Source organism: Tessaracoccus rhinocerotis (assembly GCF_007197885.1).
GTDB classification, from domain to species: domain Bacteria; phylum Actinomycetota; class Actinomycetes; order Propionibacteriales; family Propionibacteriaceae; genus Arachnia; species Arachnia rhinocerotis.
The window spans coordinates 921997-936939 of sequence record NZ_VKKG01000001.1 but is presented as its reverse complement, the minus strand read 5'-3'; the positions used below and the strand labels follow the sequence as shown (position 1 = coordinate 936939).

The window sequence follows — 14943 nt, the reverse complement described above, 5'->3', positions numbered from 1 at the left end:
ACGAGTCTATCTGGCCGCAGTCGCTTCCACCGCCGCCACGGCCCGCAGCGCCGTCAGGGGGCCCGCGGTCCCGATCCGCGCCAGGTGGGAACCGACCTCCGCGACGAAGGGCTGCGGCCACGCGACGGCGCCCATCGGCCCCGCGAGCACGCGAGCCGCCAGCTCCTCGACCGTCAGGTCCCCGGATGCGACGCGCTCCCACAGGCCCGCGACGGCGGCGAGCACCTCCGGGGAGTCGGACAACCCGGCGCCACGGGTCAGGTGCAGCCACGCGGCCACCCCGAAGGCCAGCAGCGGGCTGCCCTCCTCACCGCGATCCAGGGCGATGTCACCCAGCCGCGCCGGGATCTTCGCCGAGGAGTTCAGCAGGATGCTCTCGAGTCGGTGGTGGATGAAGGGGTTGCGGTAGCGGTCCCAGGTGGCTGCGGTGAAGTCCGCCACCTCGTCGGCGGGCAGGTCGAGGGTGGGGGCGATCTCCTCGTCGAGGAGACGGCGCAGCCAGGGGCCGAGCACATCGTGGTCCACCGCCTCGGCCACGGACTCCACGCCGATCGCGGTGCCGGCCGCCGCCATGGCGGAGTGCAGGGCGTTGAGGACGCGCACCTTCAGGTCCCGGTAGGGGCGCAGGTCAGACACGAACCGGACGTTGAGGTCCAGGGCGTCGAGGGGGAGCACGTCGAGGAGTTCGCGCGGGCCCCGCAGGTACCAGGAGTGGAACCACTCCACCTGCACGGGGAACGCGTCCGGGACTCCCGGGGCGAGCTCCACGGGCCGGCTCGGGCGGCCGGGCACGATGCGGTCCACGAGGGTGTCGAGGAATATGACCTGGTCGGCCAGCCAGGCCTGGAACTCGGGACCCAGGCCCCAGGCGTCGGCCATCCGCCGCACCAGGGCGGCGAGGGTGGAGCCGTTGTCGGCGATCAACTCCACCGGCAGCACGAACAGGGTGCCGGCGGCTGGGATCGTGGCGAACCGCTCGGCGAGGAACCAGGTGAGCTTGCCCGGGAACGAACGGACCTCCGCGCGCCGGTCACCGAGTCCCGCGTCCTCCTCGGACCATGCGATGCCGGCTTCGGTGGTGTTGGACACCACGACCCGCACCTGTGGGTCGCGTGCCAGTGCGGCGAAGCCGTGCGGGTTCGTGTGCGTGTTGAGGCCCGAGTCGACGCACTCGATGACGGTGCGCCGCGACTGCTCCGCGCCGTCGTGCAGCCCCTGCTGGACCACCGTCCAGCGGCCGCCCTGCGCCATCAGGCGCGCGACGCCGTCGGAGTTGCGTGGCTGCACGAGGGTGACGCGGATGTCCGCGCCCGCCTCCGCGTTCAACCGCTGGAACATCCAGTCGGCGAATCCCCGCAGGAAGACGCCCTCACCGAACTGGACAACTCTCATTGTGATCTCCTCGATCAGAACTCGACGAGGACCTTGACGTTGAGCTCAGCGTGCTCGAGCAGGTCCCTCATGGCATCGACGGTCGCGAACGCAGGCACGACGGCCGTCAGGATCGGGGAGATGTCCACCTCGCCCCGCTGGAGCAACTCGATCAGCGGTGCGAACGCGTCGAGGCTGTTTCGTGAGCCCAGCACGTCGAGCTCCTTGCGGATCAGCATCGACTGGTTGAACGAGACCTCGCGCTTGCCGTTGCCGATCAGGGCGATCCGCCCGCCGAAGGCCGCCGCCTCGATCGCGTTCAGGAAGCTCACCGGCAGGCCCGTGGCCTCGCCCACGACGTCGAACCCGTCGCCGCCGGTGGCCTCGGACATCAGCTCGGCGACGGTGGTCGCGGTCAGGTCCACGGCGGAGGACGCGCCCAGTTCCCGGGCGATGGCGAGCCGCTCGGGCACGATGTCGGCGATGTGCACCTCGGCCCCGCGTGCCAGCGCGGAGACCATGGTGAGCATGCCGATGGCGCCGGCGCCCAGGACCAGCACGCGATCGCGTTCGGTGACTCGCGCCCGGTTCATGGCGTGCCAGCCGATCGAGAAGGGCTCCACCATCGCCGCGTGCTTCGGGTCCAGGCCGTCGGCCGGGTAGAGCCGGTCCACCGGCATGGTGATGTACTCCTGGAACGAGCCGTCGCGGTGCACGCCCATGGTCTGGTTGGACTCGCAGCAGTTCACCAACCCGCGCCGGCAGGAGTAGCACTCGCCGCAGTTGAAGTAGGGGTTGCCGGTGACGAGCTGCCCGGCGCGCAGGTCCCCGGAGTCCCCGTTGACCTCGGTGATCTCGCCGGACCACTCGTGGCCCGGCACGCGGGGGTAGCTGGCGAACGGCTGGTTCCCGGTGAACGTCTGCAGGTCCGAGCCGCAGATACCGGCGTAGCGGACGCGCACGAGGGCCTCGCCGGGAGCCGGCGTGGGGCGCTCGGCGTCCACGACGGCGATCTCGCCGGGGCTGGTCACCTGGACCTTCAACATGTGGTTCCTTCTGGCGGGGTGGGTGGCTGGGTCGGAGGGGCTGCAGGTCAGAAGACGGGGCCCAGCAGCCAAGGCACGAACTCCTGGGACCCGTAGCCGAGGTCCTCGCTCCTGGTCCGCTCGCCGGAGGCCGCCGAGACGATGCGTTCGTAGATCTCCCGGCCCTTGTCGGCCACGGGGACGCCCTGCTCAACGATGTCGCCGGCGTCGAGGTCCATGTCATCGGGCATCCGGCGGAACAGCGTGGAGTTCGTGGAGACCTTGACCACCGGCACGATGCCGTAGCCGAGGGCGGACCCGCGGCCGGTGGTGAACACGACGACGTTGGCACCGCCCGCGATCAGGCCGGTCACGGACACCGGGTCGTAGCCCGGGGTGTCCATGAAGCCGAACCCCGGCTCGTCGATCGGCTCGGCGTACTCGTAGACCGCCGCCATCGGCGAGTGCCCGCCCTTCGCCACGGCGCCGAGGGACTTCTCCAGGATGGTGGTGATGCCACCCTCCTTGTTGCCGGGGGAGGGGTTGTTGTCCAGCGACTCCCCGGTGACCTCGACGTCCGACTCCCAGCGGGCGATGATGTCGCGCAATTTCTGGGCCACCCCGTCCGAGACGGCCCGGTTGAGCAGCAGGTCCTCCGCGCCGTAGATCTCGGGCGTCTCAGCCAGCACCGACCTGCCGCCGCGCGCCACCAGCATGTCCGAGGCCACGCCGAGCGCCGGGTTGGCGGTGATCCCGGACCAGCCGTCGGAGCCGCCGCAGTTGAGTCCCATCACGAGTTCGCTGACAGGAAAGTCCTCGCGGGTGACCTCACCCATGTCCCGCGCCAGTTGTTCGACGGCCCGGATGCCGGCGTCGATGGTGGCCCTGGTGCCGCCCATGTCCTGGATGCCCAGTTCGAGGATGTGGAGGTCGTCGCGGCGCGGGATGTCCGCCATGAAGTCCGTCATCTGGTTGACCTCGCAGCCGAGCGCCACCACCAGGACACCGCCGACGTTGGCGTGCCCGGCGTAGCCGGCCAGGGTGCGGCGCAGGCGGCGCAGGTTGTCCCCGTCGCCCGACATTCCGCAGCCGCTGGTGTGGGTGACGGGTACGACCGCGTCGATGCCGTCGAAGTCCTCCAGGATGCCGGCGCGGGTGACGGCGTCGGCGATCCGCTGGCAGACCGTTGCCGAGCAGTTGACGGTGGACACGATCGCGATCACGTTGCGCGTGGCCACCCTGCCGTCGGAGCGGCGGATGCCCTTGAAGGTGCCGGAGCCGTCCAGCGTCAGCTCGGGTGGGTGTGCGGCCGCCGTCGCGCCGTGCTCGGGGGCACCGTGGTCGCCGTAGGTGAGGTTGTGGGAGTGGACGTGGTCGCCGACGGCGATGTCGCGGGTGGCGTAGCCGATGACGTGGCCGTACTTGATCACGGGAGAGCCGGCGGCGACGTCGTGGACCGCCACCTTGTGGCCCACGGGCACCGGTCCGCCCTCGCGGATGACGACTCCGACGTCGTCACCGGGCCCGAGGATGTGCAGGCCGTCGATCTCGCTCATGTTGCTCCCGTTTCATTGAACAAAACGCTGCTCTCGTCCAAACGAAACACTACACGCGTGAAAGGGCTTTCACCAACGTGGTCCGTGAGCGTCCTGCCCCCTCGGGCGGGGGATCAGCCCGGATCGCGCTCCCGGGACTTCGCCCGTTCGCGGGCGCGGAGGGCCTCGATGTCGAAGCCGAACGAGACGGGCAGTTCCGGGTCGTTGGCGCCGTCCTCCCACGGGTCGTAGGGGGGCTCCTCCTCGTCGTCGGCGAAGCCCTGGGAGGGGTCGTACTTGTTGAGGAGCTCCTGCCCCACGGGCATGACGTTGCTCATCTCCTCGTCGGGCAGGGTGCGCAGCACGTCGGCCACGTAGCCGGAGGCGGCCTCCACGATGCTCACCTCGTGGTTCTCCCGCTGCGACATGTACCAGCGGTAGTCCAGTAGTTCGTGGAAGAACTGCGCGGGGTCGCGCTTGCCGGCGAGGTCCGGCGGGATGCGCGAGGTGGCCGGTTCGAAGACCTCCATCAGCCACTTGTGGGCGGCCACGCTCTCGGTCATGGTGCCGGGGATCTTCGCACGGAACGTGTCCATGTCGTTGAGCAGGCGGCGTGCCTGGTGCTCCTCGGCGTCCAGCCCGGTGAGCCGCATCAGGCGACGCGAGTGGTGCCCGGCCTCGACCACCTTCGGCTGCATCCGGATGGTGCTGCCGTCGGCCGAGGTGCTGACGTCGATCTCCGCGACGTCGAAGCCGAGCGCGTTCAGGCGGCGCACGCGTCCCTCGAGCCGGTAGAGCTCCGACTCGGAGAACTCCTCGACGCCGGTGAGCTCGGCCCACAGTGAGTGGTAGCGGTCGACGATGGTCTCGACGAGCCACTGCGGCTGCAGCGACGGGTCCAGCATGCCGCCGGCCTCGAGGTCGCTGAACTCGCCGAACAGGTTGGTGGTGGCGATCTGGAGGTCGTGCGCGCGCTGTCCGTCGGTCAGCTTGGCGTGCAGCTCGCCGGTCTCCGCGTCCACGAGGTAGGCGGCGAACTCTCCGGCATCGCGGCGGAACAGGATGTTGGACAGCGAGACGTCGCCCCAGTAGAAGCCCGTGAGGTGGAGGCGTGCGAACAGCACCACCATCGCGTCCAGGAGCCGGTTCACGGTGTCCAGCTTCACGCCGGAGTAGAACAGTGCGCGGTACGGCAGCGAGAACGGCAGGTGCCGGGTGAGCAGGATCGGGTCGAGGACGTTGCCCTCGGAGTCATTGCGCCCGAGGACCACGCCCACGGGTTCGACGGCTGGCACGTCCAGCCGACGCAGCTCGGTGAGCTGCCGGTACTCGTGGACGGCCACCTCCTCGAGGATCTCCTTGGCGGCCAGGATGTCGTCGCCGACCTGGATGAAGCGGACGACGTGGCGGGAGATGCCTCGGGGCAGTGCCACCAGGTGGGCGGTGGGCCAGGACTCCAGCGGCACGTTCCACGGCAGCCGAATCAGGTCGGCGTCTGGTTTCGCGGCTAGGAATCTGGGCACGCGGAACAGTCTAGTGGGGGCGTCGAGCCGGGTCGCTCACCCCAGGCGTCCGAGCGCCTCGCGGGTGACGGCGAGCAGGTCGTCGCGCCCCTCCACGCCCACGCTCAGGCGCAGCAGCCCGTCGGTGATGCCGGCGGCCGCCTGCGCCGCGGGGGTCATGGAGGCGTGGGTCATCGTCTTCGGGTGGCACACGAGGGACTCCACGCCACCGAGCGACTCGGCCAGGTGGAAGACCTGCAGCCCGTCGAGGAACCGGTTCACGGCGGGGCGTCCGCCGGACAGCTCGAGGCTGATGACCGATCCGGGGCCGGACATCTGGCGCCCGGCCAGCTCGTGGTCCGGATGCGAGGCCAGCCCGGGGTAGTGGACGGCCGCGACGGAGGGGTGCGCCTCGAGCAGGTCGGCCAGCGCCTCGGCGTTCTCGCGGTGCACGCGCAGCCGCGCGTCCAGGGTGCGCAGTCCGCGCATGGTGAGGTAGGCGTCGAAGGGGCTGGCCGTGAGTCCGAGGGTGTTGGCCCAGTGGCGCAGCAGCTCGTGGTGCTCCTGCGTGCGGGCGATCGCGACGCCGCCCACGACGTCGGAGTGGCCGTTGATGAACTTGGTGGTGGAGTGGATCACGAAGTCCGCCCCGAGAACGAGCGGCTGCTGCAGGAGGGGGGAACAGAAGGTGTTGTCCACGGCCACCTGGGCCCCGGCGCGATGGCCGAGGTCGGAGACCGCCGCGATGTCGGTGATCCGCAGCAGGGGGTTGGACGGGGTCTCGATCCACACGAGATCGGTGGGCGCGGCCAGCGCCCCCGCGGTGGCTTCCGAGTCGGTCAGGTCCACCAGTTCGACCGTGAACCGTCCCTTGGCGGCGAGTGCGGTGAACAGCCGCCAGGTGCCGCCGTAGGCGTCGTGGGCGAGAATCACGCGGCCGCCTACCGGCACCAAGGCCTCGACGACGAGGGTGATCGCTGCCATGCCCGTGGCCACGTTCGTGGCGCCTGCCCCGCCCTCGAGGTCGGCGAGGGCGTCGTTGAGGATGTCTCGCGTCGGGTTGCCCGAGCGGGAGTAGTCGTAGGGCCCGGGGGACTCGGGCGAGGAGAACACGTAGTTGCTGGAAAGGTGGATCGGTGGCACCACCGCTCCGTGGCCGGTGTCCCGGGCCATGCCGGCCCTGGCCGCCCTGGTCCAACGTCCGAGTTCTGCCATGCATCCTCCTGGTATTCGAGCCGTCACTGTAGCAACGACCCACTGGCGATGACGCGGGCGTTCACTGGGGGAGGAAAGGCGAAGGCCCCCGCCGGCGGGGGCCTTCGTCTCGGGAGCAGCTGGATCAGCTGATGCGATCCTCGGTGGTGTTGTTGAACACGTGGACGTGCTCGGGATCGATCTCGAGGCGGACGACCTCACCCTTCTGGGGTGCGGTGCGGGCGCCGACGCGGGCCACGATCTGCGGGGCGTTGACGAGCTCGTCCTCGGAGAGGCCGGCCAGCGTGCCGTACAGGTAGGAGTCCGCACCGAGCTCCTCGACCACTGCGATGTCGAGCGCGATGCCCTGGCCGGTGGAGGAGATCTTGAAGGTCTCCGGGCGGATGCCCAGGGTGACCGTCTCGTCGCCGTCGGCCTTGGCCAGGGTCTCGCGGGGGACCGGGACGGTGTAGTCACCGATCGTGGCACCGCCCTCGGTGACCTTGCCGATCATCAGGTTCATCGCGGGCGAACCGATGAAGCCGGCGACGAAGAGGTTGTTCGGGGTGTCGTACAGGGCCAGCGGGGAGTCGACCTGCTGCAGGATGCCGTCCTTGAGGACCGCGACGCGGTCACCCATGGTCATTGCCTCGACCTGGTCGTGCGTGACGTAGACGGTGGTGACACCGAGACGACGCTGCAGGGCGGCGATCTGCGTGCGGGTGGAGACGCGGAGCTTGGCGTCGAGGTTCGACAGCGGCTCGTCCATGAGGAACACCTGCGGCTGGCGCACGATGGCGCGGCCCATGGCGACGCGCTGGCGCTGGCCGCCGGAGAGTGCCTTCGGCTTGCGGCTGAGGAAGTCCTCGAGGCCGAGGAGGTGTGCAGCCTCCTGGACGCGCTTCTGGCGCTCGGCCTTGGGGACGTTCTGCATCTTCAGGGCGAAGCCCATGTTGTCCGCAACGGTCATGTGCGGGTACAGGGCGTAGTTCTGGAACACCATGGCGATGTCCCGGTCCTTCGGAGGCAGGTCGGTGACGTCCCGGTCACCGATGAAGATGTTTCCGGCGTTGACCTCTTCGAGACCCGCGAGCATTCGCAGGGAGGTCGACTTGCCACAGCCGGAGGGGCCGACGAGAACCATGAACTCGCCATCCTCGATCTCGAGGTTGAGCTTGTTGACGGCGGCTCGATCGGAGCCCGGGTAGATGCGTGATGCATCGCGGTAGCTAACAGTGGCCATGCCACATTCCTTTCCACGGGCAGGTACGTGCCCGACGATCCGTAGTGGAGGAAGTGCTTCTTCCGTCCCGGACTCTACAGGTGGGCAAGTGCTGACGCGAGGCAGGTGCCCGGAACGTGATCTTTTCGAGACATAGTGGCTTCCGCGTACCATTCGACGCGTGACCCAATCCCCTGAGCTGCCCGAGGCCGAGCCCGCCGCCGACACGACGGCCGACAAGGAGAAGGAGTGGTGGGAGGACTCGGGCATGCCCTGGAACTCCAAGCCCGGTCGCGCCGACATCGCCTGCCTGGTCTGGTTCGGCGTCGTCGGGGTCTTCAGCCTGGTGCTGATCCCGATGCGCGCCTGGCTGATGGCCGCCGCGCCCGACATCCTGGCGATGGGCACCGGCAGCCGCACCGCCGTCGCCGCCAGCGGGGCGCTCGCCTCCGTGGGGCAGATGGGCCACTGGCCGTGGGTGCTGCTCGTGGCCTCGGTCCTGAGCCTCAAGTTCGACTGGATCTACTGGTGGGCGGGCAAGCTGTGGGGTCGCGGGATGATCGAGGTCTGGGCCGGCCGCAGCAAGCGCGCCGCCCGCAACTACGCCCGTGCCGAGCGCTGGGCCGAGAAGCTGGGGCCGCTCGGCTTCTTCATCGCCTACATCCCCATCCCGCTGCCGTTGATGCAGGTGGTCTTCGTCATCTCCGGCGCAGCGAACATGAGCCTGAGGCGCTTCCTGGTCTACGACTACATCGCGTCGACGGTGTGGTTGTGCTTCTACTTCTGGCTCGGCTGGCAGCTGGGCGAGCCCGTCGTGGAGATCCTCGACTGGTACGCCAGGATCGCCGGCTACGTGGCCATCGGCCTGGTCGTGGTGATCGTCGTCGGTGCGGTCATCAAGGGCCGCAGGGACGAGGCCGCCAAGCGCCAGGGCTGATCAGGCCCGGCCGACGACGGCGACGAGGAACGTGCTGTCCGGCGAGAAGGGCCGCAGGTCCCACGTGGAGAGCTTCAGCTGCACCGCGAGGCCGGCGGCGGTGACGTCGTCGAAGAACTCCCCGAACTCGTAGCCCCGGCCCGCTCCGAAGCCGATGACGGCCCGGCCCTCGGGAGCGAGGTGTGCGCCCATGCGGCGCAGTACGTCCACCCGGGTGCTCTCCGCCAGGAACCCGACGACGTTGCCGGCACACAGGATGGCGTCGAAGCCGGCCTCGATGCCCTTGGCAGGGAGGTCCAGCTCCGCCAGGTCCTGCACCACGTACTCGGGGCCGGGGTGCTCGTCCTTCGCCGCGGCGATCAGCACGGGGTCGACGTCGACGCCCACCACCCGGTGGCCCAGTGAGTGCAGGTGCTCAGCGTGCCGGCCCGGCCCGCAACCGGCGTCCAGGACCCGCGAGTTCGGGGAGAGCATCGCGTGGACCGTGCGGGCCTCGCCCACCAGGTCATGGCCCGCCCGGGCCATCATCCGGAAGCGCTGGACGTAGCGGTGGGAGTGCTCGGGGTCCACCGCGATCATGCGGGACCACTTGCCTGGTTCGGGAGTCATGCCTCCCATTGTGGTGGAGCCTCCGGAGGGAGTCGAACCCTCGACCACTCGCTTACAAGGCGAGCGCTCTGGCCGCTGAGCTACGGAGGCGCTGGTGCAGCGTCGTCAATTGTGCCCAAACTGCGCCGGATATGGAAAAACCGGGGCCTCAGACGCCGGAGGCGACGGTGAACAGCTGGCCCTGGCCGCTGGCGTGCACCTGTTCGCCGGCGGGCACGAACACCGCCTCGCCGCAGCGCAGCCGGATCGGCTCGCCGTCGCCCTCGAGGAGGAAGTCCCCCTCGGCGACCACCAGGATGCGGCCCGAGTCGGCGCGGGGCACCTCCACGGCGCGGCCCTGGGCGATGGGTTGCACCAGCCAGACCTCGAACTCCTCGACGTTGGAGGGGAACAGGTACAGGCCGTCGACCCCGTCGGAGGTGAGCACCCTGACCTCGGTGGGCTCGAACTTCACGACGTGCAGCAGGGCGTCGACGTCGATGTGCTTGCGGGTCAGGCCCCCGCGCAGGACGTTGTCGGAGTTGGCCATCACCTCAACGCCGGTGCCCTTCAGGTAGGCGTGCATGACGCCGGCCTCCAGGCTGACCGCCTGTCCGGGTTCCAGCGAGAACCGGTTCAGCAGGAGCGCGGCCAGGATGCCGGGGTCGCCCGGGAAGTGCTCGTCGAGCTCGACGGCGGTCTTGGCGAACTCGCCGAGCTCGCCCGGCGCGTCCAGCAGGCCGACGGCGGCGCCCAGCACCTCGTCGACCAGGTGTCGGCGCTCGCCCAGGGAGAGGACATCGAGGAAGACCTCCTGCAGCGCGGGAGTGGTGGTGCGCTCCCGCAGGGGCCCGATCACCGAGGCGAGGGTGTCGCCGACGCCCAGCGACTCGAACAGCTGGGCCGTCTTGGTGGGTTCCCGGAAGCCCAGCAGTCCCTCGAAGGGGGTCAGGGCGATGATCGTCTCGGGCTTGGGCCAGTCGTCGCGGAAGGCCCGCTCCGGGGAGTTCGTGGGGATGCCCTGCAGCGACTCGCGGGCGTAGCCCTGTTCCGCCTGTGAGCGCGACGGATGGGCCTGCAGGCTCAGCGGGGAGGCCGCGGACAGGAACTTGACCAGGTACGGCAGGCGACCCCCGAACGACGCCGCGGTCGCCTCGCCGAGGAGTTCGGTGGGCTGCTGGGCCAGGCGCGCCGAGAGGGTGCCGCCGCCGTCGACCGGCGAGTCCCCGAAGGGATGGGCGCCGAACCAGTACTCGGCGAAGGGTTCGCCGTCCGGCTCGCGCCCGAGCAGTCCCGGGATGACATCGGTGGTCCCCCAGGCGTAGTGCTGCTCGATCCCTCCGAGTCTGAACATGGCCTCCAGTGAACCTTGTCAGACGGGCGGTGGGCAAGCTCACGCGGCCGGGGCGCGTCGAATGACAATGGTGTCATTCGGAACGCGTATGATGGCGCGCATGTCGCACGCAGCCGCCGCCCCGGCCACCGAACTCACCGAACGCGATGCTGCCATGCTGGACTTCGAGGACAACTGGTTCACCTCGGCCGTCCCGAAGGAGCAGGCCATCATGGAGCACTTCGGGATCTCCACCACGCGCTACTACCAGCACCTGAACTCGCTGATCGACACCCCGGCTGCGCTGGCCCACAAGCCGCTCCTGGTGAAGCGGCTCCGCCGGCTCCGCTCCACGCGCCAGGCGGCGCGTTCGGCGCGTCGCCTCCAGGGCTGAGCGCCTAGGCGCCGCGGGACCAGGGCAGCCGCGCCCGCAGGTCCACCAGCCCCTTGCGCACGGTGCGCAGCCTCCCCACGCGGTAACCGCCCAGCTCAAGCCCCGCCTGCACCTCGAAGTGGTTCGCGGTGGCGCGGTCGCCGCTGCGCAGCCAGGACCAACCCGCAGCGACGAAGTAGGCGGGCACGAAGGGCAGCCCCAGGCAGTAGGCGTACTGCCAGGCGTGCTGGTCCTCGTGCTCCAGCAGGCCCGGGATCCGCTCCAGGGCCTCGGCCAGGGTCCGCTTCGGCACCAGCACGACGCTGCCGATGGTGAGCGCCGTCGCGGGCAGCCGCAGCCTCGCCCCCTCCGCCACCAGCAGGCCGTCCACCCTGCGCAGCCGGGAGCGGGTGGCGAGCGCAACCAGCAGCCCCAGCGGCGTGGAGAGGTTGGCGACGTTCGCGACGTTGCGCATCAGCCTGGACGAGCCCATTGCACGGCTCCTTTTGAGTGGCGGTACCTACCCCTCGTGACCCTAGCGGCTGGAAGACTCGACGGGACGAGACAACGGGTGGAATCACGGAGGAAACCAATGGGACCAGATGAACTGATGGCGGACCTGGACAGGGAGTTGCGCAACGTCCTCGGGGCGCTCGCGACGCTGGCGCCGGTCACCGAGGACGTCACCGTCTCCGACGAGAGGGGAGTCGTCCAGGTCACCGTCCGTCCGGACACGACGCTTGCCGCCATCTCGGTGGTTCCCGCATGGCAGGAGAAGGTGGAGCCCGGTGAGCTCGCCGGTGTGGTCGGAGAGGCACTCGGCCGCGCCCAGGCCAAGGCGATGGGATTCGACATCGACGCCCTCGAGGCCTCGGAGGCGGGACAGGGCCCGGAGGTGGACGAGGCGCAGGTCGAGGCCACGAGGGACGCACTGCTGCGGGAGAAGACCGAGGAGTTGCTGGCCCCCATCAGCGAGGACACCCTGCAGGCCAGGGTCGACGCCCTCCCGGACATGATCGAGGGTCTCAGCAGGCGCCTGGACGTCGAGACCCTGAAGATGCAGAACCTGACCGACGCCGACCTCCCACAGGATCCGGCCGACTTCGTCCCGGACGAGTCGGTGGGTGACTGGGTCCACACCGACTCCCGGATGGTCGGGGTGCGCGTGGTGGCGGGTCTCGTGTCCGAGGTCTCGATCAAGGAGAGCTGGGCGGCAGGCAGGTCCGGCAACGCCCTCACCGAGTCGTTCAACGAGATCATCGAGCGGTTGCCCGCAGTCGTGGCCGCCCAGAACAAGCAAGGAGATTCCCTGTGAGCGAGAACGTGACCCCGGGCAGCCGATTCTCCTGGCCCGACTCCGGGACCGACTACGGCACCATGCGCGGCGGCCAGTCCGGCCCGGACGCCCAGACCGGGACCCTCACCGAGGAGGCCGAGCCCGCCGAGGACTACGTCACCGGCGAGGCCGTCACCTCGGTACCGGACGACGCCGTGGACATCACCGGCGACACCACCGTCGTCGACGGCACGGTGGCTGTGGCACCCGACGGTTCCGTCGTGGACACCAGCGGCGAGGACACCGTGATCAGCACGTCGGAGGGGGTCGAGATCACGATTGCGGCGGACGGCACGGTGAGCGTCGACTCCGACTTCACCAACGGCGAGGAGGTCCTGGACATCTCCACGCTGGCGGTCGGCGGGTCCTTCGAGACCGAGGCCGGCACCGTCGTCACCCGCGACGAGGACGGTTCGATCACGATCGAGCAGGCAAACGGCCAGACCATGACGATCAACCCAGACGGCACCGTCGACGTCGACATCCCCGAGGGTCACGGCTCGGGCGCCGAGGGGGGAATCGGCTCCGAGGGAGGTGGCGGCGGCCCCGAGGGTGACGGCGCCGGCGAGGAGGAGCCCGCGGCCCAGGAGGGCGGCGGCGGGGGCGGACCCTCCGGTGGCGGCTCGTCCGGCGGCGGTGGTGGCGAGGACCCCGGTGCGGGTCTCGGCGGCGGCGCGGGCGGTGGTCCCGCCGGCGGTATCGGCGGCGGCCTCCCGTCCGGCGGAGGGATGCCCGGCGGAGGCGTCGGCAGCGGCCTGCCCTCCGGCGGTGTCGCTGATCCCGTCCCCGGCGGAAACGTCACCTGGCCCGGTTCGGACACCGGCGTGAGCCCGTCCGGCAGCTACCCGCAGCCCCCCACAGGCGGACCGACGACCGTCGATGACGGGTCGGGCGTGACCTCGCCCGGGATCGGTGACGACGGCCTGGTGCACAACCCGGTCGACACTGACGCCGACGGCATCCCCGACTACCGCGACGTCGACTCCGACAACGACGGCATCCCCGACTACGTCGAGGCGCGCCCCGACGAGGGCCTGCCCCGTCCGGGCGAGACGCCCCCGGGCGGTGGGGGACCCGGCGGCGGCATCGGTGGCGGCGGACTCCCCAGCGGTGGTGGACCCGGTGGTGGGGGCGGCCCGACCGGTGGTGGACCCGGTGGTGGGGGCGGCCCGACCGGTGGTGGACCCGGTGGTGGGGGCGGCCCCAGCGGTGGCGGTGGCCCGAGCGGCGGTGGACCCGGTGGTGGCGGTGGCCCGACCGGTGGTGGACCCGGCGGCGGGGGCGGTCCCAGCGGTGGTCCGAGCGATGGTGGGCCCGGCACCGCGACTGCGGAGGACTTCACCGTCGACCTGTCCGACATCCGGGACGACGCGGCGTACGTCGCCGACCTCGTGCCCCTCGCGGAGACCCTGAAGGCGTGCTTCGAGGCGGCCTCGCCGCTGGTCCAGCACTGGGGACTCTGGTTCGCGGCCGCGGGCCCCTACACCGGGGGCAACGAGAAGTTCGCCAACCAGTACGCAGGGGCGGCCAGGGAACTGGCCGCCATCTCGGAGGGCCTCCAGCAGACGGCCACCGACTACCAGACGCAAGAATCCGATGCCGTGCAGGTTGCGGCCAGCATCAACGAGTGAGGGTGAACTGAAATGGCACATGCAGTGACACGTGGAATGGGCAGCGGTTCGTCCAGCGCCGTCGCGAGCATCGAGGCGTGCTCGTTCCAGCTGGACGTCCAGTGGATCCTGGACATCATCGACAAGGTCCAGAACATGATCGGCAAGGTGAAGACGTTCTGCCACCAGGTCCTGGACAAGGCGGAGCGGATCCTGGACAAGCTGTCCGGCATCCTCACCTGGTTCTGCTGGATGCCTGCAGGCAAGTTCGCTAAGGCCGTTGTGGACAACGCCTGCAGGGTGCTGCGCAGGGCGGTGGACACCATTGCGACCATCTACGACCGGATCTACGAGGCCATGAAGCACGTCCTGGCCCCCTGGGAGGTCCGCTCCGCGGGTGAGCAGCTGCGCGACCAGCTGGCGCCGAAGTGTGCCGACTTCGCCATGACCCTCCACCCGGGGAACCTCAAGTCCGCGGGGTCGACGTGGACCGGCCCGGCGGCGGAGATGTTCAGCTCCAAGATGGACCGTCAGTACAACCATGCCAACGACGTGGCGGAGGCGGTGAAGAAGTTCGGACAGGCCGTCCAGAAGATCGGTGCCGACGGCGTGACCACGACCGTGACGTTCATCACGTCGCTGGTCACGGCCATCGGCGGCATCATCATCGCCATCGTCGAGATGGCGGCGGTGCCCGTGGGAACCGCCATCGGTGCCGCCCAGGTGTTGGCGCTGGTGGCCGCGATCTTCACCTACATCATGGTCTACGTGAAGGCGATGATGGGCATCATCGCGCAGGTCAGCGAGATGAACAACGCAGCCAGCTCGGTGCCCGGCTCGCAGTGGCCCAGGGCGGCCATCTGAGGAATGCCGCAGGTCTCCGGTGTTCGGGCGGGAGTTCTTTGCACTCGCTTGGG

14 protein-coding genes and 1 tRNA gene are annotated in these 14943 nt (G+C 69.9%); 5 read left to right on the top strand and 10 right to left on the bottom strand.

Annotated features, from left to right (window positions below):
* Positions 1 to 6: 6 nt before the first annotated feature.
* The 6 genes from FOJ82_RS04510 to FOJ82_RS04485 all read right to left on the bottom strand — a co-directional run bounded on the left by FOJ82_RS04510 (position 7) and on the right by FOJ82_RS04485 (position 7870).
* The gene (locus FOJ82_RS04510; protein WP_143937213.1) at positions 7 to 1392 is read right to left on the bottom strand and encodes a tagaturonate reductase; all 1386 of its coding nucleotides are present in this window, start codon (positions 1390 to 1392) and stop codon (positions 7 to 9) included.
* A gap of 14 nt (positions 1393 to 1406) precedes the next feature.
* On the bottom strand, positions 1407 to 2417 hold the full coding sequence (locus FOJ82_RS04505; RefSeq protein ID WP_143937212.1) for a zinc-binding alcohol dehydrogenase family protein: 1011 nt from the start codon (positions 2415 to 2417) through the stop codon (positions 1407 to 1409).
* Between the two features lie 47 nt (positions 2418 to 2464).
* On the bottom strand, positions 2465 to 3952 hold the full coding sequence (locus FOJ82_RS04500; RefSeq protein WP_143937211.1) for a UxaA family hydrolase: 1488 nt from the start codon (positions 3950 to 3952) through the stop codon (positions 2465 to 2467).
* A 113-nt stretch (positions 3953 to 4065) separates the two neighbouring features.
* Positions 4066 to 5454, bottom strand: coding sequence for a DUF4032 domain-containing protein (locus tag FOJ82_RS04495; RefSeq protein ID WP_143937210.1), 1389 nt, complete (start codon positions 5452 to 5454; stop codon positions 4066 to 4068).
* Positions 5455 to 5490: 36 nt separating this feature from the next.
* Complete coding sequence (metB, locus tag FOJ82_RS04490; RefSeq protein ID WP_143937209.1) at positions 5491 to 6648, bottom strand: cystathionine gamma-synthase; 1158 nt, start codon at positions 6646 to 6648, stop codon at positions 5491 to 5493.
* A gap of 124 nt (positions 6649 to 6772) precedes the next feature.
* The gene (locus tag FOJ82_RS04485) at positions 6773 to 7870 is read right to left on the bottom strand and encodes an ABC transporter ATP-binding protein (protein WP_143937208.1); all 1098 of its coding nucleotides are present in this window, start codon (positions 7868 to 7870) and stop codon (positions 6773 to 6775) included.
* 160 nt (positions 7871 to 8030) lie between these two features.
* Here FOJ82_RS04485 and FOJ82_RS04480 point away from each other — a divergent pair, with 160 nt between their 5' ends.
* Complete coding sequence (locus FOJ82_RS04480; protein WP_246099738.1) at positions 8031 to 8786, top strand: DedA family protein; 756 nt, start codon at positions 8031 to 8033, stop codon at positions 8784 to 8786.
* On the opposite strand, the gene FOJ82_RS04475 is transcribed toward FOJ82_RS04480, so the two are convergent.
* From FOJ82_RS04475 to manA, 3 genes are all read right to left on the bottom strand, one after another.
* Positions 8787 to 9395: a class I SAM-dependent methyltransferase gene (locus FOJ82_RS04475; RefSeq protein WP_143937207.1), complete on the bottom strand. Its 609-nt coding sequence runs from the start codon at positions 9393 to 9395 to the stop codon at positions 8787 to 8789.
* A gap of 14 nt (positions 9396 to 9409) precedes the next feature.
* Positions 9410 to 9485 (bottom strand) — tRNA-Thr (locus FOJ82_RS04470).
* A 58-nt stretch (positions 9486 to 9543) separates the two neighbouring features.
* Positions 9544 to 10728, bottom strand: coding sequence for a mannose-6-phosphate isomerase, class I (manA, locus tag FOJ82_RS04465; RefSeq protein ID WP_143937206.1), 1185 nt, complete (start codon positions 10726 to 10728; stop codon positions 9544 to 9546).
* A gap of 100 nt (positions 10729 to 10828) precedes the next feature.
* On the opposite strand from manA, the gene FOJ82_RS04460 reads away from it, so the two are divergent.
* Positions 10829 to 11101, top strand: coding sequence for a DUF3263 domain-containing protein (locus tag FOJ82_RS04460; RefSeq protein WP_143937205.1), 273 nt, complete (start codon positions 10829 to 10831; stop codon positions 11099 to 11101).
* 4 nt (positions 11102 to 11105) lie between these two features.
* Here FOJ82_RS04460 and FOJ82_RS04455 read toward each other — a convergent pair whose 3' ends face one another.
* A complete protein-coding gene (locus FOJ82_RS04455; protein ID WP_185975612.1) occupies positions 11106 to 11573 on the bottom strand; it encodes a hypothetical protein in 468 nt (155 codons plus the stop codon).
* A gap of 99 nt (positions 11574 to 11672) precedes the next feature.
* Here FOJ82_RS04455 and FOJ82_RS04450 point away from each other — a divergent pair, with 99 nt between their 5' ends.
* From FOJ82_RS04450 to FOJ82_RS04440, 3 genes are read left to right on the top strand one after another with little or no spacing between them, the layout of a single operon-like run.
* The gene (locus tag FOJ82_RS04450; protein WP_143937204.1) at positions 11673 to 12395 is read left to right on the top strand and encodes a hypothetical protein; all 723 of its coding nucleotides are present in this window, start codon (positions 11673 to 11675) and stop codon (positions 12393 to 12395) included.
* The gene (locus FOJ82_RS16450) at positions 12392 to 14047 is read left to right on the top strand and encodes a hypothetical protein (RefSeq protein WP_221933012.1); all 1656 of its coding nucleotides are present in this window, start codon (positions 12392 to 12394) and stop codon (positions 14045 to 14047) included. Before FOJ82_RS04450 ends, FOJ82_RS16450 begins: the two co-directional genes overlap by 4 nt.
* A 24-nt stretch (positions 14048 to 14071) precedes the next feature.
* Entirely contained in the window at positions 14072 to 14890 is an 819-nt protein-coding gene (locus FOJ82_RS04440) for a hypothetical protein (protein ID WP_143937203.1), read from the top strand.
* Positions 14891 to 14943: the final 53 nt, after the last annotated feature.

Bases quoted from the DNA above. Each gene is read 5' to 3' on its own strand.
- FOJ82_RS04460 (WP_143937205.1), top strand. From the start codon at position 10,829: ATGTCGCACGCAGCCGCCGCCCCGGCCACCGAACTCACCGAACGCGAT.
- FOJ82_RS04505 (WP_143937212.1), bottom strand. From the start codon at position 2,417: ATGTTGAAGGTCCAGGTGACCAGCCCCGGCGAGATCGCCGTCGTGGAC.
- FOJ82_RS04500 (WP_143937211.1), bottom strand. From the start codon at position 3,952: ATGAGCGAGATCGACGGCCTGCACATCCTCGGGCCCGGTGACGACGTC.
- manA (WP_143937206.1), bottom strand. From the start codon at position 10,728: ATGTTCAGACTCGGAGGGATCGAGCAGCACTACGCCTGGGGGACCACC.
- FOJ82_RS04485 (WP_143937208.1), bottom strand. From the start codon at position 7,870: ATGGCCACTGTTAGCTACCGCGATGCATCACGCATCTACCCGGGCTCC.
- FOJ82_RS04510 (WP_143937213.1), bottom strand. From the start codon at position 1,392: ATGAGAGTTGTCCAGTTCGGTGAGGGCGTCTTCCTGCGGGGATTCGCC.
- FOJ82_RS04475 (WP_143937207.1), bottom strand. From the start codon at position 9,395: ATGACTCCCGAACCAGGCAAGTGGTCCCGCATGATCGCGGTGGACCCC.
- metB (WP_143937209.1), bottom strand. From the start codon at position 6,648: ATGGCAGAACTCGGACGTTGGACCAGGGCGGCCAGGGCCGGCATGGCC.
- FOJ82_RS04450 (WP_143937204.1), top strand. From the start codon at position 11,673: ATGGGACCAGATGAACTGATGGCGGACCTGGACAGGGAGTTGCGCAAC.
- FOJ82_RS04455 (WP_185975612.1), bottom strand. From the start codon at position 11,573: ATGGGCTCGTCCAGGCTGATGCGCAACGTCGCGAACGTCGCCAACCTC.